This window comes from Enterobacter cloacae complex sp. P38RS, assembly GCF_014930775.1.
GTDB lineage: Bacteria > Pseudomonadota > Gammaproteobacteria > Enterobacterales > Enterobacteriaceae > Enterobacter > Enterobacter bugandensis.
On sequence record NZ_JADBRS010000001.1, the window covers coordinates 659,398 to 685,569 of the forward strand.

The window sequence follows — 26,172 nt, forward strand, 5'->3', positions numbered from 1 at the left end:
TGACCCGAAACAGACCCGGCCCGCGGGCCGGGAAGGGCTTATTTAGCCACGATGGACGCTAAGTCCGGCAAAACTCTGGCTGACCGGCATCATTTCCACGGTATTGATGTTGACGTGTTTTGGCAGCGTTGCGACCCACCAGACCGTTTCGGTGACGTCTTCCGGCGTCAGGGCGTTGGCGTTTTCGTAGGTTTTATCCGCTTTCGCGTCATCGCCCTTGAAGCGCACGTTGGAGAATTCGGTGCCGCCTACCAGCCCCGGCTCGATATCGGTGACGCGAATGGCGGTGCCGTGCAGGTCGGTGCGCAGGTTCAGGCTGAACTGGCGCACAAACGCTTTGGTCGCGCCGTAGACATTACCGCCCGCGTAAGGCCAGCTCCCGGCGGTAGAACCGATGTTGATAATGTGGCCGCGGTTGCGATCGACCATGCCCGGCAGCACCGCGCGGGTCATGTACACCAGCCCTTTGTTGTTGGTGTCGATCATGTTTTCCCAGTCTTCAACGCTGGCTTTGTGGGCAGGCTCCATGCCCAGCGCCAGACCGGCGTTGTTGACCAGCACGTCGATGGCGCGCCACTCTGCCGGCAGGCTGGCAATCATCTCTTCAATGGCCGCACGGTTACGCACGTCCAACTGCGCGGTCAGGATGCTGTCACCTAAATCGTCCTTCAGCTCCTGCAGGCGCTCCTGACGACGGCCCGTTGCAATCACCTTATGCCCGTTGGCGACGAAGCGACGCGTGATGCTTTCACCAAAACCTGCCGTTGCCCCGGTAACTAAAATAATCATCTCACTGTTCCTCAACGCTTTTTGTGTGGTACTAACATAGCACGCCCGCAGAGGGTGCGTTAAGGCAACATTTGTATGACGGCGTTGCAGGCGATAGCGGCCTGGCCTACTCTGGGAAGATATTCGTTCGGAGGAGTGAAAGATGACGGCCACCAACCCCTTTTTTGACATTAGCCTGCTGCCTTACCAGGCCCCCCATTTTGATACCATCAAAGACGAGCATTATCGTCCGGCCTTCGATGAAGCGCTTCGCCAGAAGCGGGCGGACATAGAGGCGATAGTCTCTCACACCGCTGCGCCAGACTTCACTAACACCGTGCTGGCGCTGGAGAAAAGCGGCGTCATGCTTGCGCGCGTCAGCAGTGTTTTCTTCGCCATGACCTCCGCGCACACCAATGCGTACCTGCAGGAACTGGAGGAGCAGCTCTCCACCGAACTTGCCGCGCTGGCGAACGACATCTGGCTGAACGACACTCTTTTCGCCCGCGTCGAGAGCGTCTGGCAGGACCGCGCCGCGCTGGATGCCGAATCCCGTCGGCTGGTCGAGGAGACGTACCAGCGCTTTATTCTGGCCGGCGCGCGCCTGAATGAAGCGGAAAAAGCCGAGCTGAAGGCGCTGAATACCGAGGCCGCGTCCCTGACCAGCCAGTTTAACCAGCGCCTGCTGGCCGCTAACAACGCGGGCGGGCTGGTGGTGGATTACGCGCACCAGCTTGAAGGCCTGAGCGCCGAAGAGATTGCCGCTGCGGCGCAGGCTGCCGCGGAAAAAGGGCTTAACGACCGCTGGCTGATCCCGCTCCTGAATACGACACAGCAGCCTGCGCTAGCCGCGCTGCGCAATCGGCAGACGCGCGAAAACCTGTTCAACGCCGGCTGGACGCGCACCCAGAAAGGGGATGAAAACGACACCCGCACGCTGATCCTGCGCCTTACGGCGCTGCGGGCGCGCCAGGCCCGTCTGCTCGGCTTTGAGGATTACGCCAGCTGGAGCATTGCCGACCAGATGGCGAAAACCCCGGCCGCCGCGCTGGAATTTATGCGCGGCATTGTGCCTGCCGCCCGCGCCCGCGCGGAACGCGAGCAGGCCGATATTCAGAAGGTCATCGACGACGAGCAGGGTGGCTTCACCGTGCAGGCCTGGGACTGGGCCTTTTATGCCGAGCGCGTGCGCCAGGCGAAATATGCCCTCGATGAATCGCAGATTCGACCCTATTTTGCGCTCAATACCGTATTGCAGGATGGCGTATTCTGGGCGGCCAGCCAGCTGTTTGGCATTCGTTTTGTGGAGCGTTTCGACATTCCGGTTTATCACCCTGACGTCCGCGTATGGGAAATTTTTGACCATACCGGTGAGGGCATGGCGCTGTTTTACGGCGACTTCTTCGCCCGCGATTCCAAGCAGGGCGGGGCCTGGATGGGCAATTTCATCGAGCAGTCCTTTGAGTTTGCTGCCCGCCCGGTGATCTACAACGTCTGCAACTACCAAAAGCCGGGTAACGGCGGCGTCGCGCTTCTCTCCTGGGATGACGTGATAACCCTGTTCCACGAGTTTGGCCATACCCTGCACGGTCTGTTTGCCAGCCAGCGCTTCGCCACGCTGTCCGGTACCAATACGCCGCGTGATTTCGTTGAATTCCCGTCGCAAATCAATGAGCACTGGGCCAGCCATCCTGAGGTGTTTAGCCACTATGCCCGTCATTACGAAACCGGTGACCCCATGCCGGACGCGCTGCGGGAAAGCATGCTCAACGCGACCCACTTCAACAAGGGCTATGACATGACGGAGCTGCTGAGTGCGGCGCTGCTGGACATGAACTGGCACGGCATCAGCGAGGCCGTGTCGAGCGTTGAAGAGTTTGAAGCCGCGGCGTTGAAAAAAGAGGGGCTGGATCTGCCCGCTGTACCGCCGCGCTATCGCAGCAGCTACTTTGCCCATATCTTCGGCGGTGGCTACGCGGCGGGATATTACGCCTACCTGTGGACGCAAATGCTGGCGGACGATGGCTATCAGTGGTTCGTGGAACAGGGTGGATTGACGCGTGAAAACGGACAGAAATTCCGTGAGGCGATTTTGTCTCGCGGCAACAGCGCTGACTTAGCCGAACTTTATCGAAACTGGCGCGGACACGATCCGAAGATTGAACCGATGCTGGAGAATCGCGGGTTGAGCGCATAAAGCCACTTTTAGCTAAGAAGATAACCGGGCCCCGCGCCCGGTTTTTTTATAGGTCTGAAAGCTCGAAAATGGTCAAAAAAAGAACTGAAATTTACATTTATTAATAGTTTGAAATATATTTATATTAAATGTGCTTAAATTTAGGCGCTTTTACCAATCTCAATTTTATAATGCTCGCAAGTTTATTTAATTATTTATGCTGACTGGTACATGGCCGTTTATTGCATATAAGAATCATCGCAAAAAGATGATTATTATATTTTTACCTTAGCCTAAAGTATTAATTTTCTCTGCCGATTAGCATGGGTGTGGTCGTGGTGGAAACCCATTTCCATTAACCACAAAAAATAAGCCGTTATTAAAATTCATCTCCAGAAGATGAACCTATGCTAATTATTAAGGAAGAGTCATGTTTAAAAATCTCAACATCGGCACCCGGCTTACCATAGCATTTGGCGCAATTGTGGTTTTAATGTCAGTCGTCTGCGGGCTGCTCTATTTGAGCTTTGACAGAGTGACTGCCGTCAGCAAGCTCAACGTTCATAGCTATAAAGTGGTCGATAACCTTCGCTCCGTAACCGAAAACCTGATCAACATGGAAACCGGCATTCGCGGTTTTGCGCTCACCGGCAATCAGGACGTTCTTCAACCCTTCACGCAGGGGGATGAGAGGTTTAAAAGCAAAGTTGACGAAATTGCAGGGCTTACGCGTGATAACCCGTCGCAGCAGCAAAAATTAACCACCCTCTCCAGGCTTGAAGAAGAATGGAAAAGGTCATTTGCGCTGCCGTTAATCCAGCGAAGAGAGAGTGTATCCCGCGGGGGCGAAGAGATGGATGCGTTCATCAGTAGCCTGGAGCGTAATACCGGAAAAGAGCAAATGGACGCCATGCGGGGCGTTATTCAGCAAGCGCTGAACGACGAATACCGCATTATGGCTGAACGTCAAACCCGACTGGCTGAAGAACGCTTCCGTACGCGCATGATGATAATCCTGGGAATGATTGCGGCGGTTGTCACCGCGCTGCTGACGGGCATTTTGCTGTCGCGCAGTATTCTCCGACCGCTAAAGCAGGCCGTGAATACGGCGAACACCATTGCCGCCGGCGATCTCACCTCAACCATACGTATTACCCGGATGGATGAAACCGGCACGCTGCTTGCGGCTCTGGACAACATGCAGACCCAGTTGAAAACCCTTGTCACTGAAATCAAAGAGGCCGCGACGTCGGTGGATCTGGCTGCCGGTGAGATCGAGCAGGGCAATATGGAGTTATCGTCTCGTACCGAGGAGCAGGCGGCGGCGTTGCAGCAGACTGCCGCCAGCATGGAACAGCTGACGATGACCGTTCGGAACAATACCGAGGTCGCGGAGCATACGGCAACGTCAGCAAGAAAGACGGAAGCACTGGCACGTGAAGGTGAGTCTGCCGTGGGCGAAATGAGCGAAACGATGCAGAATATCTCGGCTAACGCCCTGAAGATAAAGGAAATCACCAGCGTTATAGAAGGGATTGCTTTCCAGACTAATATTCTGGCGCTGAATGCGGCGGTCGAGGCGGCACGTGCCGGTGAGCATGGTCGTGGCTTCGCCGTGGTGGCGACGGAAGTCAGAAATCTCGCTCAGCGCAGCGCAAAGGCGTCCAAAGAAATTGGGGCGCTGATTGAGCATGCCGTTGAGGATGTCGATAACGGTGTGTCGGTGGCATCCAGAACGGCAGAGACGATTTTGCGGGCTGCGAGCAACGTGGCTACGCTTGCTGAAACTATGGACAGTCTTTCAATGGCCTCGGTTGAGCAAATGCAGGGCATCATGCAAATCAGCGCTGCTGTCACCCAGATGGATGGCGTGACGCAGGGTAATGCGGCGCTCGTTGAGCAGTCCGCAGCGGCATCGCAGGCGCTGACCGAGCAGTCCAGGGCACTGAAGCAGATGACGGAAAACTTTGCTATTTGAGCAGCAAAAGCATAATCAAAAGGTAAGGCTCCGGCGTTTTAAACGCGAATTTTAATCAAACCAGCAACGGGGACGCTAATAAAAAGGGGCGTCCCCGTGAATAATGAAGAAAATAGCCGAGCGTCAGTGACAATTTAAAAATACTGACTACGATTTCGTAAAACGAAAATTTAAAAGGAGTTTCTGATGGCGATTGCTGTGGTGACAGTTTTACTCTTCCTGTTGATGTTTCCGGCGGCTATTCACATTTTGCTACAGCTCGTTGGAGGCTGGTGTGACGAGTAGCCTCCCCGGTTAATCCGGTCTTTTGGGCCGTCATCTGATTTTCAGTAAGCAGCGCTACGCTACATTTTTAATTTTATTGTACGATCGTCTGGACGCGGGTCATCGCGAAACGCGAGCCGGATAATTTACAGGCAGGAAGTATGTCTCTTCGTTCGCTGCGGGCGTTATGCCTGACAAGTTTTTTCATTGCGGATGTCCGTGATGGCCTTGGTCCTTTTCTCGGTATCTTTCTGACAGAACGCCACTGGAGCCCCGATGATATCGGCATCCTGATGACTGCCGGTGGGCTGGCGGGATTGCTGGCTACGCTCCCGGCGGGGGTAATTACTGACACTTCGCGGAACAAACGCGCCGTACTGGCGCTGCTCTGCACTTTGATCACATTCAGCACGCTGCTGCTCTGGTTTAGCCAGCAGACCAGCGTTGTTGCCGTCTCACAAATGGTCACCGGCATCTGCGCGGCGTTTGTCGGACCGCTCATCGCCGGGATTACGCTGGGCCTGACCGGCCAGCGCGGGTTCAGCGCGCAGATGGGCAAAAATGAGGCGTTCAATCACGGCGGCAATTTTGTCACCGCAGTGATGGCAGGCGGCATTGCCTGGTACTGGGGCGTCGGGGGGATTTTCCTGCTGATGACCTGCACGACGCTGCTGACGCTCTGCGCGCTGCTTGCCATCCGCAATGGGGACATTGATAACGATGCGGCGCGAGGGCTTTCATCCTCAGGTAGCGTTCCTGTCCCCGGCTTCGCGGTGCTGATTAAAAACCGGGCGCTGTTTGTGACCGGGCTGACGCTACTGCTGTTCCACCTGGCGAATGCCGCACTGCTGCCGATGCTGAGCATGAGGGTGGCCGCGGCACCCGCCTCGATCAATCCTGGCCTGTACGCGGCAGGCACCGTCATCATCTCGCAGGCGGTGATGATCCCCGTTGCCATCTGGGTTGCAGGCCGAATAGAACGCTACGGCTACTGGCGCTTGATTATGCTGGCGCTGCTGGTTATGCCGGTGCGTGCGGCGCTGGCGGCATCGACAGACGCGCCGTTAATGATGATCCCGGTACAAATTCTCGACGGTCTCGCCGCCGGGATCCTGGGTGTCGTCGTACCGTCGTTTATTGTGGTGCTGCTGCGCGGAAGCGGGCACGTTAATGCCGGGCAGAGTGTGGTGATGCTGATGCAGGGAGTGGGGGCAGCCGTGAGCCCTGCGTTAACCGGGACGATCGCCGGTCATTACTCGTTTGCGACGGCATTCAGTGTCCTGAGCGCGATTGCGCTGGCCGCCGTCCTGCTCTGGTGGCGCGTTGCTCACCGAAGCTGGGAAACAAACGCGCCGGATGAAGCTTAGCCTCACCCGGCGTAGCATTTAAGCCAGTTCGTTAGGGCACGGTTCACCCTTTTCTAACTGCTGAAGATTCCCCAGCGTGGTTTCCGAAATGCTGATCAGCGCTTCGGCAGTCAAAAACGCCTGGTGGCCGGTAAACAGGACGTTATGGCAGGCAGACAGACGGCGGAACACGTCGTCCTGGATCACATCGTTGGACTTGTCTTCAAAGAACAGATCGCGCTCGTTCTCATACACGTCCATCCCCAGCGCGCCAATTTTCTGGGTTTTCAGCGCTTCGATAGCAGCCTGAGAGTCAACCAGACCGCCGCGGCTGGTGTTGATGATCATCACGCCGTCTTTCATCTGGTCAAACGCCGCCTGGTTAAGCAGGTGGTAGTTTTCCGGCGTCAGCGGGCAGTGCAGGGAGATCACGTCGGACTGCGAGAATAGCGTCGGCAGGTCGACGTACTCCACGCCCAGATCCAGCGCTGCGGCGCTCGGGTACGGATCGAATGCCAGCAGACGCATGCCGAAGCCTTTCAGAATGCGCAGGGCAGCCACGCCAATTTTACCGGTGCCGATCACGCCCGCGGTTTTGCCGTACATGGTAAAGCCGGTCAGCCCTTCCAGCGAGAAGTTGGCGTCACGCGTACGCTGATAAGCGCGGTGAATACGACGGTTGAGCGACATCATCATGCCAATAGCATGTTCTGCTACCGCTTCCGGGGAGTACGCCGGGACGCGAACCACCTTCAGACCCAGCTCTTTTGCCGCGTCGAGATCCACGTTGTTAAAGCCGGCGCAGCGCAGGGCGATATACTTCACTCCCTGCTTTTTCAACTCTTCCAGCACCGGACGACTGCCGTCATCGTTAACAAAAATGCAGACGCATTCACAGCGGTGCGCCGTTTTGGCGGTTTTTTCGGACAGCAGAAAGTCGAAAAATTCAAGCTCAAACCCGTAAGCTTCGTTAACATGTTGCAGATACTTTTTGTCGTACTGCTTTGTGCTATATACCGCGAGTTTCATAAGACTTTCTCCAGTGATTTTGCATTCACGTTAGCATGATTAAAATTATCTTACAATTTCTAAAATATTATTGAATTCAATAAGTTCTATCAATTATTCTAGAGCATATATACACCCTAACTCCATGATATTCATATCCAACGCTTTCTTAAGTGCGAGTTATACAAAAGACATGCCTGTTAGTTTCAATTTTCAGGAACGCAAGGGTTACCAAAGCCTGAAAAAGTGGCTAAGCTTAGTTGTTGATATGACGTAGCTCTTTGAATGTATTAACATCAAAGGTAGTATTAGCATTATCGTTTAAAAATGACAGGGAGACCGAATGTACAACCATAATCGGGATAAAAGTCATTTCGAAGGGAAAGTAGTTGAGATTGAAAATCTCGCGCAACGTATTGCCACAAAGCATTTGCTTTATGGTACTTCAGGCATGTTTTTTGAAACTCAACAACTTGTTGATCATCTGAAACGAGAGATCGAATTGCATTGCCTGACGTGGTCAGGTGGGATTCAAATACTTGATGAACAGATTCATCATCTCAAGGATCAGGATGATTTACTTACCTTCAACAAGGCTAAGCTCTACATCGTTGTTGAAAAAAATCGGACCACAACGACGACCTTAGCCCTCAAACAAATTGGTTTCGTTGCGGGTGGGGCGCAAGTGTATGGCGGCGCTAGTTTATGCGTCGGATCGCTGGGACTGGCCTGCGCCGCATATGGTGCACCTATGATTACTCATGGGTTAAACAATATGTATGAGAATGGATACTATCTTCTTTATCGGGAAGATCGGTCAGGCACGCTAAGAGATGCTTATCGTTTCGCGGCAGCGAAGCTCGGCTATGGGAATAACGAAGCTGATATTGTTTATGGCGTTGTTGATATATCATTATCAGCCTACGGTGCTGGCAGGAGAGTTCTGGCTCCCAGAGAAAAATCATGGAGTTTGTTTCGCAACATTGAATCTGATTATATCAGAGGATGGCAGGAAGCGTCTAAAACAGCGATGGCTCTGGATTTGACCAGTGGGAGCGTCACAGGTTGGCAGATGTACCAGATAGCTAAAGAGAATTAATTATGTCGCAACAGTTTGAGTTGTCATTAACTCCCCCCATTCTACCTGCTTTATGCTATTTCATTGTTTCTATTTTAATTTTTTTCTTGTTGTACGTTGGAAAACTCAAGGTCAATAGGCTCCGTAAATATCCATTGTTCATTGCCTATACGCTGTTTGTGATAGCGATTGCAGCCATCCAGATTAATGTTTTTGCCAACGGCTATGAGTTTGTTCGCGGTTTTTTACATATCGATTTTGATCCATGGCGGTACGATTCAGTGTATTGGGGGTCGTTGATATTCGCCATGCTCTACCTATTGGCAATGCCCAGGAACAAGTATTAGTTACGCAGTGTTTTCCCGTTTTTACGTCTGAGATAATGCGTAACCCACTGAATCTACAATGTGTTCTGTAGGTTACGCATAGCAAAAAGTTTTCTCATACTCTTTACAGCATCTATCCTTTATCTTGGGGTCAACTTCAACTCAACCGCCAAATATGCGACAATATTCGGCATTGCCGGCTTAATTCTTTCGAAAAATCAGGACATTAACTGCCCATGAAGGGTAAATACAAAGCCGCCATTGCGGTTTTACTGCTGTTGATTTTGGTGCCGCTGACGCTGCTGATGACGCTCGCCCAGTGGGTGCCGACGCTCGCCGGGATCTGGCTCCCCGTCGGGACGCGCATTGCTTTCGAAGAAAGCCCAAAACTGACTCGCCACGCGCTGGTGATCCCCGTTCTTCGCTATCTGGTGGAAGAGTGCGAAATTGCCCGTATCGAAAACGTGACGCTGTCACATCCCAGCCGCTGGAAGCTCGATATCGGCGCGCTGGATCTTAATTCCATCTGCCTGAGCAAAATCCCCGAGTCTGCGCCCTCAACGGTCGCCCCGAAAACGCTGGCCCAGTGGCAGGCGGTGTTACCCAATACCTGGCTCACAATCCACCGTCTGACGCTCTCGCCGTGGCAGCAGTGGCAGGGGGAGCTTCACGCGTCGCTGACCCCGTCCAGCCAGGAGATCGCCTATAAAGGCGAGCAGATCAGCATTAAAGGCACGCTTCGCGGCCAGACACTCTCCGTCAGCCAGTTCGATGTTCAGCTCCCTGACCAGGCGCAGCCGATTAAGCTGGTGGGCGAGTTCACTTTGCCGCTGGTGCCGGACGGCGTGCCGGTGAAAGGCCATGCGGTCGCGACCTTTAACGTGCCACAGTTAACGTCTCTGGTCGATGCCGATCTCGACTGGGAAGACAATCAGGGACAGCTGGTGGTGATGGTGCGGGATAACCCCGATCCGCTTCTCGACCTGCCGTGGCAGATCACGGCGGAACAGCTGAACATCAGCGACGGGCGTTGGAACTGGGATCTTTCGGGTATGCCGTTGAGCGGACGTGTGTCCCTTCGCGCCGACAACTGGCAGCAGGGGCTGGAGAAAGCCACCCTGACCGGACGACTGAACGTATTGACGCAAGGCGATGCGGGTAAAGGTAACGCGGTACTGAACATTGGGCCCGGCAGGCTCAGCATGGAAAACAGCAACATGCCGCTGCATCTGAGCGGCGAGGCGAAGCAAAACGATCTCATTCTTTACGCCAAATTGCCCGCCACACTGACCGGCAGCCTGTATGAACCGCAGCTTGCTTTTGAGCCCGGCGCGCTGCTCCGCTCGCGCGGGCGCATTATTGACTCACTCGATATCGATGAAATCCGCTGGCCGCTGGCGGGCGTGAAGCTCACCCAGAAGGGCGTGGACGGGCGTCTGCAGGCTATTCTGCGTGCCCATGAAAACGAGATGGGCGGTTTTGAACTCCACCTGGACGGTCAGGCCAACGACTTTTTACCTGATAACGGCCTGTGGCAGTGGCGCTACTGGGGAAAAGGCGGCTTTACGCCGATGCATGCCCGCTGGGATGTCGCCGGGAAAGGCGAGTGGCGCGACAACCTTATTGAACTGACGGCGCTCTCCACCGGTTTTGACAAGCTTCAGTACGGCACCATGGAGGTCAGCAAGCCGCGTCTGGTGCTGGATCGGCCTGTACGCTGGCTGCGCGATGCCGAAAAACCCGCATTCAGCGGCGCGCTGTCGCTGAATGCCGGGCAAACCCGGTTCTCCGGCGGCAGCGTATTGCCGCCCTCGGTCCTGACCTTCAGCGTCGACGGTACCGACCCGACTGTTTTTCAGTTTAAGGGCGACCTCCATGCGGACAACATCGGCCCGGTACAGGTGAACGGACGCTGGGATGGCGTGCGCCTTCGCGGGCAGGCCTGGTGGCCGAAACAGTCGCTCACCGTCTTCCAGCCGCTGGTCCCGCCGGACTGGAAAATGACGCTGCGTGACGGTGAACTCTATGCGCAGGTTGCCTTCTCGGCGGCCCCCGATCAGGGCTTTGAGGCGGGCGGACACGGCGTGCTGAAATCCGGCAGCGCCTGGATGCCGGACAACCAGATCAACGGCGTCGATTTTGTGCTGCCGTTCCGCTTCAGCGAGGGGACCTGGTCCCTGGGCACGCGCGGCCCGGTCACGTTGCGGATTGGCGAAGTGGAAAATCTGGTGACCGCGCGCAACATTACCGCGGACCTGCAGGGGAATTACCCCTGGACGGAGGACAACCCGCTGCTGCTCACCAACGTTAAGGTAGAAACGCTCGGCGGGAAGATCACCATGCAGCAACTGCGGATGCCGCAGCACGATCCGGCCCTGCTGCGCGTGGACAATATCTCCTCAAGCGAGCTGATCAGCGCCGTCAACCCGAAGCAGTTTACCCTGTCGGGCCCGGTGAGCGGGGCGCTGCCGTTCTGGCTGGACAATGAAAAATGGATCATTAAAGATGGCTGGCTGACCAACCCGGGGCCAATGACGCTGCGCATCGACAAAGATACGGCAGACGCCATCGTGAAGGATAATATGGTCGCGGGCGCAGCGATTAACTGGCTCCGCTACATGGAAATTTCGCAGTCGTGGACGAGAATCAATTTAGATAACCTGGGTGAATTAACCATGCAGGCGACCATCAAGGGGACCAGCCGCGTGGACGGCAAAAGCAGCTCCGTCAATCTGAACTACACCCATGACGAGAATGTCTTTACCCTGTGGCGCAGCCTGCGTTTTGGCGACAACCTGCAAACCTGGTTTGAGCAACACGCGGCGATTCCCGGTCTCCGCAGTTCGACTGGCAAGGAAAGTGAGGAACAACAATGAAAAAGATGGCTGGTGCGCTCACCGTTGCCGCGCTACTGACCGGCTGTACGCCGCGCATTGAAGTCGCTGCGCCAAAGGAGCCGATTACCATCAATATGAATGTCAAAATCGAACACGAGATCCACATCAAGGTCGATAAAGACGTTGAAGCCCTGCTGAAATCGCGCAGCGATCTGTTCTGAGGATGCCATGAAACGATTAGCGTTGATTTTACTGGCCCTGAGTATAAACGTGCAGGCGGCTGCGCTGACCTTAAACGATGCCCGCGCGCAGGGGCGCGTGGGGGAAACCCTGAGCGGCTATCTTGCTCCGATCCAACAGGATGCCGAAACGCTGGAGCTGGTGAATCGCATTAACGCAGCGCGCACGGAGAGCTATCAGAAGCTGGCCGACAGCAATAATTTGCCGGTTGATGAAGTGGCGAAAATGGCGGGGCAAAAGCTGGTGGCCCGCGCGCAGCCGGGCGAGTACGTGAAGGGCATTAACGGTAAGTGGCTGAAAAAATAGCTAACGGTAGCGCTTGCGGTATTCACCCGGCGAGACGCCAAAACGCTGCTTAAAGGCCGTTGAAAAGTGGCTATGGTCGGTGAATCCCCAGCTGTAGCCAATGCCTGCCAGCTTTTCATCGTCGCCGGTTGACTGCAATTCCTGAGCGCAGAGATCCAGACGACGGTTTTTAATGTACTGCGCCACCACCAGCCCCTTCTCGGCAAACATGCGGTAGAGGCTGCGCACGGACATTCCGCTCTCAGCGGCAATCCATTCCGGACGCAGCGATTCAGACTGAATATGGTTGTCAATCAGCGCCACAACGTGCTGGAACTGGCGCTCCTTGCGCGGCTGAATCACGTCGCGCTGCTGGAACGCGGGGCGCAGCAGGCAGACCATCGCCTCAAGCGCCGCTTCACTCTCCCGGTCACTCAGGTCGCGGTTGTTCATACTTTCCATCAGCAGGCGATGGCTCAGCTGTACCGTGGGTAAGGTGCGGGAAAGGGCGAGCGCGCAGCTTATCTCCTGAAAGCGGCACTGCTGCTCGATAATCTGACGGGGAACCAGGAGCGAAATCTGGCGGGACTTTTCCTGCCAGTTGATCGAGCACGGGCGTGAGGCATCAATCAGCGTAATATCACCGGTTCTGAGTACCGCGCGATGGTCATCCTGCTCAATTTCCGCACTCCCTTCGAGCTGAAACACGGTATAGAACCAGGCATCGTTACTCTGCTTAATCTCATGACGGGAGCGGAACAGGTTAACGCCGCCTGCGGTGACGGTACTGAGCTTCAGGCTGCGCGCATAGCTGGTCTCCAGCTCGCCGTAGAACTTTCCCTCGGTGGGCTGCGCGTTAAAACGCCCGCAAACCTGGTTAATCTGCGCCAGCCACTGCTGATACTGTTCCTGCTCGCTTGCACACGCCATCGTTTCTCTCGCTGCACCGTCAACGTTTTCGCATTGTTGCATTTGTGTTGCATTTTGTCAGAGCTATGAGGCTGACTATAGGAAAGAACACTCACCGGTAACAGCGATATAAGCGGCGATTATCGCGATTTGCGGCACCTGTCACAGGTGGCAAAGCGAATGTCACAGAGACAAAAGCGAGAATGCAAAACCCCACATAGACTGGATGAACACCCTGCGAAGAATAACGAAGGAGTATCCTATGTCTGAATCACTGGTGGCTATTCAGCCTGCCGTGCAGCAATTTTTAGACCGACAACATGGCCTGTGGATTGAAGGGCGTCAGGCCGCGTCGGACAGTGAAAAGCGGCTGAACGTCTACAACCCGGCCACGGGCGAGGTGATTGCCTCGACCGCCGATGCCAGCGTCGATGACGTTGACCGGGCCGTTATGTCCGGCTGGCGCGCGTTTGTCGCCCGTAGCTGGGCCGGAAAATTACCGGCGGAGCGCGAGCGGATCCTGCTCCATTTCGCCGATCTGGTGGAACAGCACGGCGAGGAGCTGGCCCAGCTTGAAACGCTGGAGCAGGGCAAATCAATTAACATCTCCCGGGCTTTTGAAGTGGGCTGCACCCTCAACTGGATGCGCTATACCGCCGGGCTGACCACCAAAATTGCGGGCAAAACACTCGATCTTTCCATCCCGCTGCCGCAGGGTGCGCGCTACCAGGCGTGGACGCGTAAGGAGCCGGTTGGTGTGGTGGCCGGGATTGTGCCCTGGAACTTCCCGCTGATGATCGGGATGTGGAAAGTGATGCCAGCGCTGGCCGCGGGCTGCTCTATCGTCATTAAGCCGTCTGAAACCACGCCGCTAACCATGCTGCGCGTGGCGGAGCTGGCCAGCGAAGCGGGCATCCCTGACGGGGTGTTCAACGTGGTAACCGGGAGCGGCGCGGTGTGTGGCGCAGCGCTGACCTCGCACCCGCATATTGCAAAGGTGAGCTTTACCGGCTCGACGGCAACGGGTAAGCAAATTGCCCGCGCGGCGGCGGACACGCTAACCGGAGTGACCCTGGAGCTGGGCGGGAAAAACCCGGCAATTGTACTCAAGGATGCGGACCCGGCGTGGGTGATCGAAGGACTGATGACCGGCAGCTTCCTGAACCAGGGGCAGGTGTGCGCGGCGAGCTCGCGCATCTACATTGAAGCGCCGCTGTTTGACACGCTGGTGAGCGGGTTCGAACAGGCGGTGAAATCCCTGAGCGTCGGGCCGGGCATGTCGCCGGAGGCGTTTATCAACCCGCTGGTGTCGCGCGCCCACTGCGATAAGGTGCAGACGTTCCTCGACGAGGCGACGTCGCGCAATGCGGAGCTGATCGTCGGTAACCGCGGTCCGGAGGGCAAAGGCTATTACGTGTCGCCTACGCTGGTGGTGAACCCGGATGCCGCGCTGCGGTTAACCCGAGAAGAGGTGTTTGGTCCGGTGGTCAACCTGGTGCGAGTATCCGACGGAGAAGAGGCGCTCCAGCTGTCAAACGACACCGAATATGGCCTGACGGCCAGCGTCTGGACGCAGAATATCAGCAAGGCGCTGGAGTACACCGATCGGCTGCAGGCGGGCACCGTGTGGGTGAACAGCCATACGCTGATTGACGCCAACCTGCCGTTCGGTGGCATGAAGCAGTCCGGCACCGGACGTGATTTTGGCCCGGACTGGCTGGACGGCTGGTGCGAAACCAAGTCGGTTTGCGTGCGGTATTAAAAAACAAGCCGGGTAAAGCGTAGCCGCCACCCGGCTTTATTTACAGCGACCACCGATCCCGCCCGGCCTCTTTCGCCCGGTACAGCGCCGCATCGGCGCGGGCAATAATCTCGGTACCCGCAAGCCCCTCGACCATGCCCGCAATCCCCATACTCACGGTGACACGATCGCTGACGGATGACGCGCTGTGCGGTATCGACTCCGCGCGCAGGCCGTCCTGAATGCGTACCGCAACTTTTTCCGCGATATTTTCCGGGCAGTTAAACAGGATCACCACAAACTCCTCGCCGCCGTAACGTGACACCACATCGTCGGGCGTTCGCACTGACTGCTTCAGCACCCGCGCCACGCGCGTCAGACAGTCGTCACCCGCCTGGTGACCGTAGGTGTCGTTGTAGCGTTTGAAATAGTCAATATCCAGCATAATCAGCGAGAACGGTTTCTTCTGCTCAACCGCGTTCTCCAGCACCACTTCCATCTTCCGGCGGTTGGCGGTTGTGGTTAACGGATCCTGATGCGCCAGCGCATCCAGTCGTGAGATCAGCAGCTGGTTTTGCTGGTTACGTCGCCAGGCCTCATCAAACCAGCTTAAGAGGATGAATCGCCCGCAGATCAGGATCAGCGAAAAGACGCTCCAGATGATAACGAAGTGAAGATTAAGGCCATCATTCAGTACCCAGCTTGCAATCGGCAAGGTTATCCAGAGCGGGAGCACGAAGGCGAGCAACCCCACAGGGTAAAAGTAGAGGGCCGTTAACCCAGCGAGTAATAAAATAACGCACAGCGGCCAGACGTGGGGCAGCAGTAAATCAGTGATGAACCAGAAGCATGATATCGACCAGATAGCACTACAGATACACAGCACTACGCTGATACCGGCGATGCGCCGCCAGCCCATAAGGATCAGTGCAGCCGAGAGGATAATAATGCCGAGCATCGAAGCGTCGACCATTTTCATCATATGCGGCAAGTGGGGATAAAGGGGATCGCTGGCGTTAAGCAGAACATGGCGCAGCAGAATCATCACGGCGAAGCTGATGTTGACGAAAGCCAGCCAGGGCAGGTTCATCGCCAGCCCGTGCATGACCATGGCGTGGCGCGTCGGCCAGGTTGCTCGTTCCAGCGTCGGTTTTTTTCTTTTTTCCATAAAGCCCTTTCCCGTCCGGGGGAAAAATCATGCAGGTGATATATCAGTAACTATAAGCAAGCGAGGGCGATCATCAAACGTCAGGGTAAAAAAAACCGGGCAATTGCCCGGCGGGTGGTTATTTTTCGTCTTTTTTCTTCCCGAGCGTCGGCGTCTCGTCGAAGAAGTTCCACGGTTTAAGCAGGGTATGCACCCATTCCGTCGGCATGATCGGCCACTCTTCCGCGCGCGCCACGTGGGTGGTGCCGGTGGTCATCCAGACCACGTCATCCTGATCGTTGAGCGACTCGTTATCCTTGCTGTACTGGCCCAGACCCGTATCGTGGATGGAGCGGTTCGGGAATTTCCCTTCCGGATACAGCTCGTCCGGGTGGTAACGCGTCACCCACAGCTGTTTATCCATAAAGCTCAGACGATGGTAGATCCACTCGTCCGGCGCAAATTTCGCGCCGGTCGCCACCGGATGGGTACCGCCCGCGTAAGGGATAATCTGGTACGAGACCGGGTTGCCCATGCGGTTCTCCTTGCTGGTGTTGCTCAGCAATCGGATGGTGCCCGGGTCAAACTTCTGTGCCGCCTGCTGTTCGGTATCAATGTCATACTGGTTCACCTGCATGGTGCTGGTGCGCGGGCCGCCGGCGGTATTCGGCTTCACTTCCGGGTCCATCGCCACCAGCTTGTTGTTGATGCCGTCCACGTCCATATCAAGACGGAAGTTATAGATGTGCTGGTGCGTGGTGCCCACGATATTATGATCGATCAGCGTGCCGTACTTTGTGTCGTCTTTGGCGGTGGCATCATGCATGGTTTTTGCCTGAACGCCTTTCACCGCCTCGATACCCGTAGCACCGGCGTCAATGCCGATAGTGCCGTTTTCGTGGAACACCCAGTCGAAGATGTAATCGTAGTTGCCCACGGTACTCACCCAGCGCACCACCAGCTCGCGGCGTTCGGCGCTGACGTTCGGCTTGCCCATCTCCTGATGTTTATATTCTGGCCCCGCGTAGCGTTCGAAAATGGCGATCGCGCGCGGGATCTCCATCGGCGTGCCGGTGTAGTCCGGGATGGTTTCGTTGAGCATCACGGCGTTGGACGGCACGTCTTTACCGCGCACCAGCGGCGAGGTCAGGGTGCCCATGCCGTAGTCGCCGGAGTCGAGATAGGCCTTGAAGTACCAGCCCACGTCCGGATCGCCGTAAGGGACAATCATGCCGCCGAGCGATCCCTGATACATCACCTGACGCTTTTTCCCGTTGTCGTTGTAAGTGACGGTCGAAATCATCGGGCCGACGCGGGAATCCAGGCTCAGGTGGAAATCCCAGTTCTGCCAGTGCACCATGTCGCCGGTAATGGTGTAGTTCTTGCCTTCCGGCTCAATGATGTCGAGCGGCTTTTTCGGCGTCTCGACACGGTCGCGGCCGTCATAGGGGCGCGGAGTCATCGGAACCGGCACAACGGCACCTTCTTCGATCTTCTGAATTTTTTTCTGCTCAAGATCGACCACGGCCACGAGGTTCTCGATCGGGTGGGCCCAGTAGTTGCCGTCGCCGACGTCCAGATAGCTCACCACCTTAAGCAGGCGGTCTTCCTGCTTCAGGCCGTCTTTACCGTCGAAGTAGCCGACGGTAAGCGGCGTGGTGATCACTTTTTTCGGGTCGGTGATGCCGTGTTTTTTAAGCACCTCGGCAAACTCCGGGCTCTCGTTAATGATCTGCTGAACCGCGGTGAAATCATCCAGCAGCACCATGCCGTGCGCGTCCTTCACCGGCTCCCAGCGCAGGATTTTTTTATCCTTCAGGTCCACTACGCTTTCGATAACGTGCTTGCCGTCGAGCATGACGATCTTCGCCTGGCGAGGGGCGTCCACTGCCGTACCGTTGAGCACAAAGTCCCACACTTTGGCTTTCTCTGGTTGCGCAAGGGCGATCTGGGTAAAGCGGGTATTGGGTTTAAAATCCGCCGAGGCTTTCACAATCCCGACAGCCTGCTTAATTTCGTCCGCCGTGAGCGCGTTTAGCGGGTGAGGACGTTTTTCAACCTGGAAGGTCTGGTCAAGACCAGACTGGAAAACATCGTTGATGAAGGTCTCTGAGATAAAGGCTTTTTTGTCCTTCATCACTACCGGCACTTCAAGATTGAGGGGGTGACCGTTGACGATGGCCGTCTTTGCGCCCGGTTTGACCTTCACGAAGGCGCCGTCTTTCGCAATGGTGAACATCTGTGCGTAATCATCCCACTGAACGTCCGCGCCAAAATCCTGCAGTGTTTTGTCCATCGGGACCATATGCGCCTCGCTGCCGTGGGCGAATGCAGGGGATTGCCAGGCGCAACACAGCGCAACGGCCATGGCCAGTGCCGTTCTACGGGCAGAAAAAGAAGAATTGCTTCCCATCGTAGACCTCATCTTGTTGTGTTTTTAGGGTTTATTGTGTTGTGACAGCCTTATCCTGACAGGCGCCTGAGAAAAGCGTTTGCCTGCATCTGCCAGGTTATTTGTTGGTCTTGCCAGGTTAAAAAAGGCGCTGAGATAAATCACAGGTCGTGCAGAGCAATCTCCTCTCCCCGTTGGGGAGAGGGGCAGGATGAGGGCGAACGTTAGCTGAAATCACCCCGCTGGCGCGCCACCAGCGTCAGAATGGAGTAGAGCGCCACGGCCTGCTGGTGCTGGTTGAAAATCTCTACCGCCCATTCCACCACGCCGGTCGGTTTTTCCTCGGCGGTACGCTGTTTCTTCAGCGTTTTGCGCTTGCAGGTCAGACGCACCTGGATGGTGTCGCCCGGCTTGACCGGCTCGATAAAGCGCAGGTTTTCCATGCCGTAGTTGGCAATCACCGGCCCGACGCCTGCATCAACGAACAGTCCCGCCGCGGCGGAGATCAGGAAGTAGCCGTGAACCACGCGCTCGCCAAAGATCGACTCTGCCGCCCCGATCTTGTCCATATGGGCGTAGAAGTGGTCACCGCTCAGGCAGGCAAAATTGACGATGTCCGCCTCCGTCAGCGTGCGGCGCGGCGTCAGCAGGCTGTCGCCCGGCTGCAGTTCCTCAAAGTATTTACGGAACGGATGGACGCGATCTTCCTGCACCGCTGCGCCACGCACCCACTGCTTGCCGATGGCGGCCAGCATCGTCGGGCTGCCCTGAATCGCGGTGCGCTGCAGGTAGTGCTTCACCGCGCGCAGGCCGCCCAGCTCTTCGCCGCCGCCCGCGCGGCCAGGGCCGCCGTGCATTAGCTGAGGAAGCGGGGAGCCGTGGCCGGTAGACTCTTTTGATGATTCTTCGTTAAGGATCTGAATACGCCCGTGGGCGCGCGCCGCGCCGGCAATAAACTGGCGGGCAATGTTCAGGTCTGCGGTGACAAGCGTCCCCGCCAGGCTGCCGCCGCCCGCGCGGGCAAGCTGCATGGCGTGCTCTGCACTGCGATACGGCATCAGCGTGGCGACCGGGCCGAAGGCTTCGGTATCGTGCACCGCCGGGGTTTCATCCGGCTGCGGGCAGAACAGCAGGGTCGGCGGGAAGAACGCCCCCGCGGCCTGCAAATCCGCTTTGCCACCCAGACGGATCTGGCAGCCTGAGGCGACCAGCCGATCCACTTTCTCCTGCACGTCTGCGCGCTGTTCAGCGTTGACCAGTGCTCCCATCTTCACCCCTTCCTGCGCCGGGTCGCCCATCACCACCTTTTCCAGACGGGCAATCAGCGCCTGGCTGACGGCATCAACCTGGCTTTGCGGGACGATAATCCGGCGAATGGCGGTACATTTCTGCCCGGCCTTGGCGGTCATTTCGCGGACCACCTCCCGAATGAACAGGGCAAACTCCGGCTGCTCCGGCGTGACGTCTTCACCCAACACGCAGCAGTTCAGGGAGTCGGCTTCCATGGTGAACGGAATCGAATTCGCCACAATATTCGGGTGCACGCGCAGGCTTTGCCCGGTGCTGGCGGAGCCGGTAAAGGTCACCACGTCCTGGCTGTCGAGCTGGTCGAGCAGATCGCCCGCGCCGCCGCAAATCAGGCTGATGGCGCCGTCCGGCACCAGTCCGCTGTCCACGATGGATTTGACCATCGCCTGCGTCACCTGCGCGGTAGCGGTGGCGGGCTTGATGATGGCGGGCATCCCGGCAAGCCAGGTCGGCGCGAGTTTTTCCAGCATTCCCCAGCAGGGGAAGTTGAAGGCGTTGATGTGTACCGCCACGCCGGATTTCGAGGTCAGAACGTGGCGTGCCGCAAAGCCGCCTTCTTTCGACAGGGTGATTAGCTCATCTTCCGGCCACAGCGTGTCGTCCGGCAGCTCGCGGCTGCCCAGGCTGGCGTAAGTGAAGAGGGTGCCGATGCCGCCTTCAATATCGACCCAGCTGTCCGCCTTCGTCGCGCCCGTCTGGGCGGACAGGGCATAAAACGCCTCTTTTTCGCCGAGCAGGTGTTTCGCCACCGCTTTCAGCATGACGGCACGTTCAATAAAGGTCATGGCGCGCAATGCCTCGCCCCCATGCTCAATGGCATAGCGACGGGCGGCCGCCATGTCCAGCCCTTCGCTGGTCACTTCCCAGAGTGCTTCGCCGCTGATGGCGTGATGAATCGCGCGTTCGCGGCCCCGGCCAGACTGCCAGGTACCGGACAAGAAGCTGGCTAACTGCTGCATCGCTTATCTCCAAATGTTTCGTGATTTCACTATTAATAGTTTGATCGCGAATCATAAAAATCAAGCTGTGTTTTTAATGAATTGTTAACGTTGTGATCTGGCTGGATGAATCGCGTCGCGTAAAGGCGCTTTGTAAAAGGCATGGCGTAAAAGCCTTGCGAGCAGCATCACAAAACCGGGAAACAATTCTTGGGGTTATATTTAACCTTTGTGTAACTTTTAAAAAACAAAGTGATTCAACATTTCGCTTTAATTTGCAAACTAACGAATCATAAAGGTGATGACGTGACGCAAGAACAACGGTTTGAGCAGCGCATAGCGCAGGAGACGGCGATTGAGCCTCAGGACTGGATGCCGGAAGCCTACCGTAAAACGCTGATCCGCCAGATTGGTCAGCACGCGCACTCCGAAATTGTCGGCATGCTCCCGGAAGGGAACTGGATAGCCCGCGCGCCGACGCTGCGCCGAAAAGCGATCCTGCTGGCGAAAGTGCAGGACGAAGCCGGACACGGGCTTTACCTCTACAGCGCGGCGGAAACGCTGGGCTGCGCGCGGGAAGACATCTACCAGAAGATGCTCGACGGCAAGATGAAATACTCCTCCATCTTCAACTATCCGACCCTGAGCTGGGCTGATATCGGCGTGATCGGCTGGCTGGTGGACGGCGCGGCCATCGTCAACCAGGTGGCGCTGTGCCGAACCTCCTACGGCCCGTATGCCCGGGCGATGGTGAAAATCTGTAAAGAAGAGAGCTTCCACCAGCGTCAGGGCTTTGAAGCCTGCATGGCGCTGGCGCAGGGCAGTGAGGATCAGCGTCAGATGCTGCAGGACGCCATCAACCGCTTCTGGTGGCCGGCGCTGATGATGTTCGGGCCGAACGACGATAACTCGCCGAACAGCGCCCGCAGCCTGGCCTGGAAAATCAAACGCTTTGGCAACGACGAGCTGCGCCAGCGCTTTGTCGACAACACGGTGCCGCAGGTGGAGATGCTCGGCATGACGGTGCCGGATCCGGACCTGCGTTTCGATGAAGAGAGCGGTCACTACCGCTTCGGCGAGATCGACTGGCAGGAGTTTGACGAGGTCATTAACGGGCGCGGCATCTGTAACCACGAACGTCTGGCCGCGAAACGCAAAGCCTGGGACGACGGGGCGTGGGTGCGGGAAGCCGCGCTGGCGCACGCCGAAAAACAACGTACCCGTCAGGCCGCATAAGAGGAAATAACCATGAGCAATGTCTACTGGCCGCTGTACGAAGTGTTCGTACGCAGCAAACAAGGGTTATCGCACCGTCACGTGGGCAGCCTGCATGCCGCCGACGATCGCATGGCGCTGGAAAATGCCCGTGATGCCTACACCCGCCGCAGCGAAGGGTGTTCTATCTGGGTGGTGAAGGCGAGTGAAATTGTGGCCTCCCAGCCAGAAGAGAGCGGCGATTTCTTCGACCCGGCGGAAAGCAAGGTTTACCGCCATCCGACGTTCTACACCATCCCTGACGGCATCGAGCATATGTGAGGCAAAGAATGAACTCAGTGACTGCCTATGCCCTGCGCCTGGGCGACAACGGTCTGGTGCTCTCCCAGCGTCTCGGCGCCTGGTGCGGCCACGCGCCTGAACTGGAAATTGACCTCGCGCTCGCCAATATCGGCCTCGACCTGCTGGGGCAGGCGCGCAATTTTCTGACCTATGCCGCGGAATTAGAAGGCCCGGGCGATGAAGACACGCTGGCGTTTGGCCGCGACGAGCGCCAGTTCCGCAACGTCCTGCTGGTGGAGCAGCCGAACGGCAGCTTCGCCGACACGATTGCACGCCAGTACCTGATGGATGCCTGGAACGTGGCGCTGTACGAACGCCTGACACAGAGCAGCGACGGCCAGCTTGCTGCCATCGCCGCCAAAGCGATCAAAGAGGCGCGCTACCACCTGCGCTTCAGCCGCGGCTGGCTGGTGCGGCTGGGCGACGGGACCGAAACCTCCGCGCAAAAAATGCAGCAGGCCATCGACAGCCTGTGGCGTTTTACGGCGGAGCTGTTTGACGCCGATGAGGTCGAGCTTGAGCTGATTGACGCTGGCGTGGCGGTGGATCCGCGAACCCTGCGCCAGCCGTGGGAAAGCGAAGTGTTTGCTGGTCTGAAAGAAGCCTGTCTGCAGGTTCCCGCAGAGGTGGCGTACCGCACCGGGGGCAAGAAGGGGCTTCATACCGAACATCTGGGTCCGATGCTGGCGGAAATGCAGTATCTCCAGCGCGCGTATCCCGGTCAGCAGTGGTAAAGGAGAACGCTATGCAACGCCTCGTCGACATCGCGCCTGCGCAAATTCCGCAGATCTGGTCGCTGTTAAGCCAGATCCCCGATCCGGAAGTGCCGGTGTTAACCATCACCGATTTAGGCATGGTGCGCAGCGTGAAGGCGCAGGGGGAAGGCTGGGTGATTGGCTTCACGCCAACCTACTCGGGCTGCCCGGCAACGGAACACCTGCTGGGGGCGATCCGCGAGGCGATGACCGCGCACGGCTTCACCCCCGTGCACATCGTGCTCCAGCTTGAACCTGCCTGGACCACCGACTGGATGACCGCCGACGCGCGCGAGCGCCTGCGGGCGTACGGCATCAGCCCACCGGTGGGGCATAGCTGCCACGCGCACGCCCCGGCAGAGGTGAGCTGCCCGCGCTGCGCCAGCACCGACACCTCCCTTATCAGTGAATTTGGCTCGACGGCCTGCAAAGCGCTCTACCGCTGCAATACCTGCCGCGAACCCTTCGACTATTTCAAATGTATTTGAGGCTGCCATGACAACGTTTCATTCATTAACAGTGGCAAAAGTGGAACCCGAAACCCGCGACGCGGTAACCATCACCTTCGCGGTGCCGCAGGCGTTGCAGGAGGCCTACCGCTTCCGCCCCGGCCAGCACCTGACCCTGAAAACGACGCTGGGCGAAGACGAGCTGCGCCGCTGCTACTCCATCTGCCGCAGCACCGCGCCGGGTGAGATCAGCGTGGCGGTCAAAGCCATCGACGGTGGGCGCTTTTCCCGCTATGCCCGGGATGAGATCAAAGCGGGCATGGCGCTGGAGGTGATGGTTCCTCAAGGGCAGTTTGGCTACCAGCCGCAGGCTGAACGCGAAGGCCACTACCTGGCAATTGCCGCAGGCTCCGGGATCACCCCGATGCTGGCGATTATCTCCGCCACGCTTTCAACCGAACCCAACAGCCATTTCAGCTTGATCTACGGCAACCGCAGCAGCCAGAGCATGATGTTCCGCCAGGCGCTGGCGGACCTGAAGGACAAATACCCGCAGCGGCTGCAGCTGGTCTCCATCTTCAGCCAGGAGCGGCTGGACAGCGACCTGCTCTATGGCCGCATCGACGGGGAAAAGCTGCAGGCGCTGGCGAAAACCCTGATCAACTTCCGCCAGTATGACGAGGCCTTTATCTGCGGCCCGTCGGCGATGATGGACGACGCCGAAGCGACGCTGAAAGCGCTGGGGATGCCGGAAAAATCCATTCACCTTGAGCGCTTTAACACCTCCGGAATCCCCGTTAAGCGCGCGGTGCACGTGCAGGCGGAGGGTCAAAAAGTGACCGTGCGCCAGGACGGGCGCGACCGTGAAATCACCCTGACGGCGGACGACGAAAGCATTCTTGATGCTGCCCTGCGTCAGGGAGCGGATCTGCCGTATGCCTGCAAGGGCGGCGTGTGCGCCACCTGCAAATGCAAAGTGCTGCGCGGCAAGGTGGACATGGCAACCAACTACAGCCTGGAGCCGGACGAGCTGGCCGCCGGGTACGTACTGAGCTGTCAGTCGCTGCCGTTAACCGCCGACGTGATTGTCGACTTTGACGCGAAGGGGATGGCATGAGCGAACTGATTGTTACCCGTCATGGCCGCGTGCTGCAGCTGACTCTGAACCGTCCGGAGGCGCGCAATGCCCTTAACAATGCGCTGCTGGCGCAGCTTGCGGAACAGCTTGAGGCTGCCGCCGTGGATGCCGACATCGCCGTCTGCGTGATTTACGGCAGCGAGCGCTGCTTTGCCGCCGGGGCCGATCTCAACGAAATGGCGGAGAAGGACCTGCCCGCCACCCTGAACGATATCCGCCCGCAGCTATGGGCGCGCATTAACGCGTTTAACAAACCGCTGATTGCTGCCGTGAACGGCTTCGCGCTGGGCGCAGGCTGCGAGCTGGCGCTGCTGTGCGACGTGATCATTGCTGGCGATAACGCCCGTTTCGGCCTGCCGGAAATCACGCTGGGCATCATGCCCGGCGCGGGCGGCACCCAGCGTCTTATCCGCAGCGTCGGTAAATCCCTGGCCAGCAAAATGGTGCTGACCGGCGAGAGCATTACCGCAGAGCAGGCGCTGGGCACCGGGCTGGTGAGCGATATCTTCCCGGCGTCTCTGACACTGGAGTACGCCCTGAAGCAGGCGGCGCTGATGGCGCGACACTCTCCGCTGGCGCTGCAGGCGGCGAAGCAGGCGCTGCGGCAGTCGCAGGAGGTGCCGCTACAGGCCGGTCTGGCCCAGGAGCGCCAGCTGTTTACGCTGCTTTCCGCCACCGAAGACCGCCGGGAAGGTATCGACGCCTTCTTACAAAAACGCACCCCCGACTTTAAAGGACGCTAATTGTGGAATTTATTCTCAGTCACGTAGAACAGGGCGTAATGACCATTACGCTGAACCGTCCGGAGCGTCTGAACAGCTTTAACGACGTGATGCACCAGCAGCTTGCCGAGTGCCTGAAGCAGGCCGAGCGCGATGACACCATCCGCTGCCTGCTGATCACCGGGGCAGGACGCGGGTTCTGCGCCGGTCAGGATCTGAATGACCGTAACGTCGACCCCAACGGCCCGGCGCCGGATCTGGGAATGTCTGTCGAAACCTTCTACAACCCGCTGGTGCGCCGCCTGGCAAAGCTGCCGAAGCCGGTCATCTGCGCGGTTAACGGGGTGGCGGCTGGCGCGGGAGCTACGCTGGCGCTCGGCTGCGACACGGTGATTGCCGCCCGGTCGGCCAACTTCGTGATGGCCTTCAGCAAGCTCGGCCTGGTGCCGGACTGCGGCGGCACGTGGCTGCTGCCGCGCGTGGCCGGACGCGCCCGCGCCATGGGGCTGGCGCTGCTCGGGGACAAACTCAGCGCCGAGCAGGCGCAGGCGTGGGGGATGATCTGGCAGGTGGTGGACGACGACCAGCTCTCCGCCACGGCGCAGCAGATGGCGCTGCACTTTGCCTCGCAGCCGACCTTCGGCCTGGGCCTGATCAAGCAGGCGATCAATGCTGCGGAAACCAACACCCTCGACGCGCAGCTTGACCTGGAGCGCGACTATCAGCGTCTGGCCGGTCGCAGCGACGACTACCGCGAGGGCGTCAGCGCTTTCCTCGCGAAGCGCGCGCCTAACTTTACGGGGAAATAAG

The 26,172-nt window shown here is 57.6% G+C and carries 22 protein-coding genes; 16 read left to right on the forward strand and 6 right to left on the reverse strand.

The annotated features are described in order from the left end of the window. Window positions 1-42 precede the first annotated feature (42 nt). Window positions 43-789, reverse strand: coding sequence for a bifunctional NADP-dependent 3-hydroxy acid dehydrogenase/3-hydroxypropionate dehydrogenase YdfG (ydfG, locus tag IM303_RS03235; protein ID WP_193359572.1), 747 nt, complete (start codon window positions 787-789; stop codon window positions 43-45). Window positions 790-931: 142 nt separating this feature from the next. On the opposite strand from ydfG, the gene dcp reads away from it, so the two are divergent. From dcp to IM303_RS03250, 3 genes are all read left to right on the forward strand, one after another. Further along, window positions 932-2,965, forward strand: a complete 2,034-nt coding sequence (dcp, locus tag IM303_RS03240) for a peptidyl-dipeptidase Dcp (protein WP_193359573.1) — start codon at window positions 932-934, stop codon at window positions 2,963-2,965. Window positions 2,966-3,374: 409 nt separating this feature from the next. After that, window positions 3,375-4,922, forward strand: a complete 1,548-nt coding sequence (locus IM303_RS03245) for a methyl-accepting chemotaxis protein (RefSeq protein ID WP_193359574.1) — start codon at window positions 3,375-3,377, stop codon at window positions 4,920-4,922. Between the two features lie 425 nt (window positions 4,923-5,347). Next, window positions 5,348-6,553 (forward strand): MFS transporter, encoded by a 1,206-nt coding sequence (locus tag IM303_RS03250; protein ID WP_193359575.1) that lies wholly within the window; start codon window positions 5,348-5,350, stop codon window positions 6,551-6,553. 18 nt (window positions 6,554-6,571) lie between these two features. Here IM303_RS03250 and IM303_RS03255 read toward each other — a convergent pair whose 3' ends face one another. Next, a complete protein-coding gene (locus IM303_RS03255) occupies window positions 6,572-7,561 on the reverse strand; it encodes a 2-hydroxyacid dehydrogenase (protein WP_193359576.1) in 990 nt (329 codons plus the stop codon). 322 nt (window positions 7,562-7,883) lie between these two features. On the opposite strand from IM303_RS03255, the gene IM303_RS03260 reads away from it, so the two are divergent. The 5 genes from IM303_RS03260 to IM303_RS03280 all read left to right on the forward strand — a co-directional run bounded on the left by IM303_RS03260 (window position 7,884) and on the right by IM303_RS03280 (window position 12,327). Beyond that, window positions 7,884-8,639, forward strand: a complete 756-nt coding sequence (locus IM303_RS03260) for a DUF4225 domain-containing protein (protein WP_193359577.1) — start codon at window positions 7,884-7,886, stop codon at window positions 8,637-8,639. A 2-nt stretch (window positions 8,640-8,641) separates the two neighbouring features. Next, on the forward strand, window positions 8,642-8,965 hold the full coding sequence (locus IM303_RS03265; protein ID WP_045261433.1) for a hypothetical protein: 324 nt from the start codon (window positions 8,642-8,644) through the stop codon (window positions 8,963-8,965). A gap of 215 nt (window positions 8,966-9,180) precedes the next feature. Beyond that, the gene (locus IM303_RS03270; RefSeq protein ID WP_193359578.1) at window positions 9,181-11,820 is read left to right on the forward strand and encodes a YdbH family protein; all 2,640 of its coding nucleotides are present in this window, start codon (window positions 9,181-9,183) and stop codon (window positions 11,818-11,820) included. Beyond that, entirely contained in the window at window positions 11,817-12,002 is a 186-nt protein-coding gene (locus tag IM303_RS03275; RefSeq protein ID WP_028013019.1) for a YnbE family lipoprotein, read from the forward strand. Before IM303_RS03270 ends, IM303_RS03275 begins: the two co-directional genes overlap by 4 nt. 7 nt (window positions 12,003-12,009) lie before the next feature. Next, window positions 12,010-12,327: a YdbL family protein gene (locus IM303_RS03280; protein ID WP_028013020.1), complete on the forward strand. Its 318-nt coding sequence runs from the start codon at window positions 12,010-12,012 to the stop codon at window positions 12,325-12,327. Here the strand turns inward: IM303_RS03280 and feaR are convergent, their stop codons facing one another. Then, window positions 12,328-13,236 (reverse strand): transcriptional regulator FeaR, encoded by a 909-nt coding sequence (gene feaR, locus IM303_RS03285; protein WP_047368759.1) that lies wholly within the window; start codon window positions 13,234-13,236, stop codon window positions 12,328-12,330. It lies immediately after the preceding gene. A 241-nt stretch (window positions 13,237-13,477) separates the two neighbouring features. On the opposite strand from feaR, the gene IM303_RS03290 reads away from it, so the two are divergent. Continuing rightward, window positions 13,478-14,977: an aldehyde dehydrogenase family protein gene (locus IM303_RS03290; RefSeq protein ID WP_193359579.1), complete on the forward strand. Its 1,500-nt coding sequence runs from the start codon at window positions 13,478-13,480 to the stop codon at window positions 14,975-14,977. Window positions 14,978-15,017: 40 nt separating this feature from the next. On the opposite strand, the gene IM303_RS03295 is transcribed toward IM303_RS03290, so the two are convergent. The 3 genes from IM303_RS03295 to paaZ all read right to left on the reverse strand — a co-directional run bounded on the left by IM303_RS03295 (window position 15,018) and on the right by paaZ (window position 20,762). Then, the gene (locus tag IM303_RS03295; RefSeq protein ID WP_028013023.1) at window positions 15,018-16,124 is read right to left on the reverse strand and encodes a GGDEF domain-containing protein; all 1,107 of its coding nucleotides are present in this window, start codon (window positions 16,122-16,124) and stop codon (window positions 15,018-15,020) included. Window positions 16,125-16,242: 118 nt separating this feature from the next. Continuing rightward, window positions 16,243-18,516, reverse strand: a complete 2,274-nt coding sequence (gene tynA, locus IM303_RS03300; RefSeq protein ID WP_192971015.1) for a primary-amine oxidase — start codon at window positions 18,514-18,516, stop codon at window positions 16,243-16,245. 203 nt (window positions 18,517-18,719) lie between these two features. After that, the gene (gene paaZ, locus IM303_RS03305) at window positions 18,720-20,762 is read right to left on the reverse strand and encodes a phenylacetic acid degradation bifunctional protein PaaZ (RefSeq protein ID WP_192971016.1); all 2,043 of its coding nucleotides are present in this window, start codon (window positions 20,760-20,762) and stop codon (window positions 18,720-18,722) included. Window positions 20,763-21,047: 285 nt separating this feature from the next. On the opposite strand from paaZ, the gene paaA reads away from it, so the two are divergent. From paaA to paaG, 7 genes are read left to right on the forward strand one after another with little or no spacing between them, the layout of a single operon-like run. Further along, window positions 21,048-21,977, forward strand: a complete 930-nt coding sequence (gene paaA, locus IM303_RS03310) for a 1,2-phenylacetyl-CoA epoxidase subunit PaaA (protein WP_041910193.1) — start codon at window positions 21,048-21,050, stop codon at window positions 21,975-21,977. A gap of 12 nt (window positions 21,978-21,989) precedes the next feature. Further along, window positions 21,990-22,277: a 1,2-phenylacetyl-CoA epoxidase subunit PaaB gene (gene paaB / locus IM303_RS03315; RefSeq protein ID WP_192971017.1), complete on the forward strand. Its 288-nt coding sequence runs from the start codon at window positions 21,990-21,992 to the stop codon at window positions 22,275-22,277. An 8-nt stretch (window positions 22,278-22,285) separates the two neighbouring features. Continuing rightward, entirely contained in the window at window positions 22,286-23,032 is a 747-nt protein-coding gene (gene paaC / locus IM303_RS03320) for a 1,2-phenylacetyl-CoA epoxidase subunit PaaC (protein WP_192971018.1), read from the forward strand. A gap of 11 nt (window positions 23,033-23,043) precedes the next feature. Next, entirely contained in the window at window positions 23,044-23,541 is a 498-nt protein-coding gene (paaD, locus tag IM303_RS03325; protein ID WP_028013029.1) for a 1,2-phenylacetyl-CoA epoxidase subunit PaaD, read from the forward strand. A gap of 7 nt (window positions 23,542-23,548) precedes the next feature. Continuing rightward, window positions 23,549-24,619, forward strand: coding sequence for a 1,2-phenylacetyl-CoA epoxidase subunit PaaE (gene paaE, locus IM303_RS03330; RefSeq protein ID WP_192971019.1), 1,071 nt, complete (start codon window positions 23,549-23,551; stop codon window positions 24,617-24,619). Continuing rightward, window positions 24,616-25,383, forward strand: coding sequence for a 2,3-dehydroadipyl-CoA hydratase PaaF (gene paaF / locus IM303_RS03335; RefSeq protein ID WP_192971020.1), 768 nt, complete (start codon window positions 24,616-24,618; stop codon window positions 25,381-25,383). The genes paaE and paaF overlap by 4 nt, the downstream gene beginning before the upstream one ends. Then, window positions 25,383-26,171 (forward strand): 2-(1,2-epoxy-1,2-dihydrophenyl)acetyl-CoA isomerase PaaG, encoded by a 789-nt coding sequence (gene paaG, locus IM303_RS03340; RefSeq protein WP_193359601.1) that lies wholly within the window; start codon window positions 25,383-25,385, stop codon window positions 26,169-26,171. Before paaF ends, paaG begins: the two co-directional genes overlap by 1 nt. Window position 26,172: the final 1 nt, after the last annotated feature.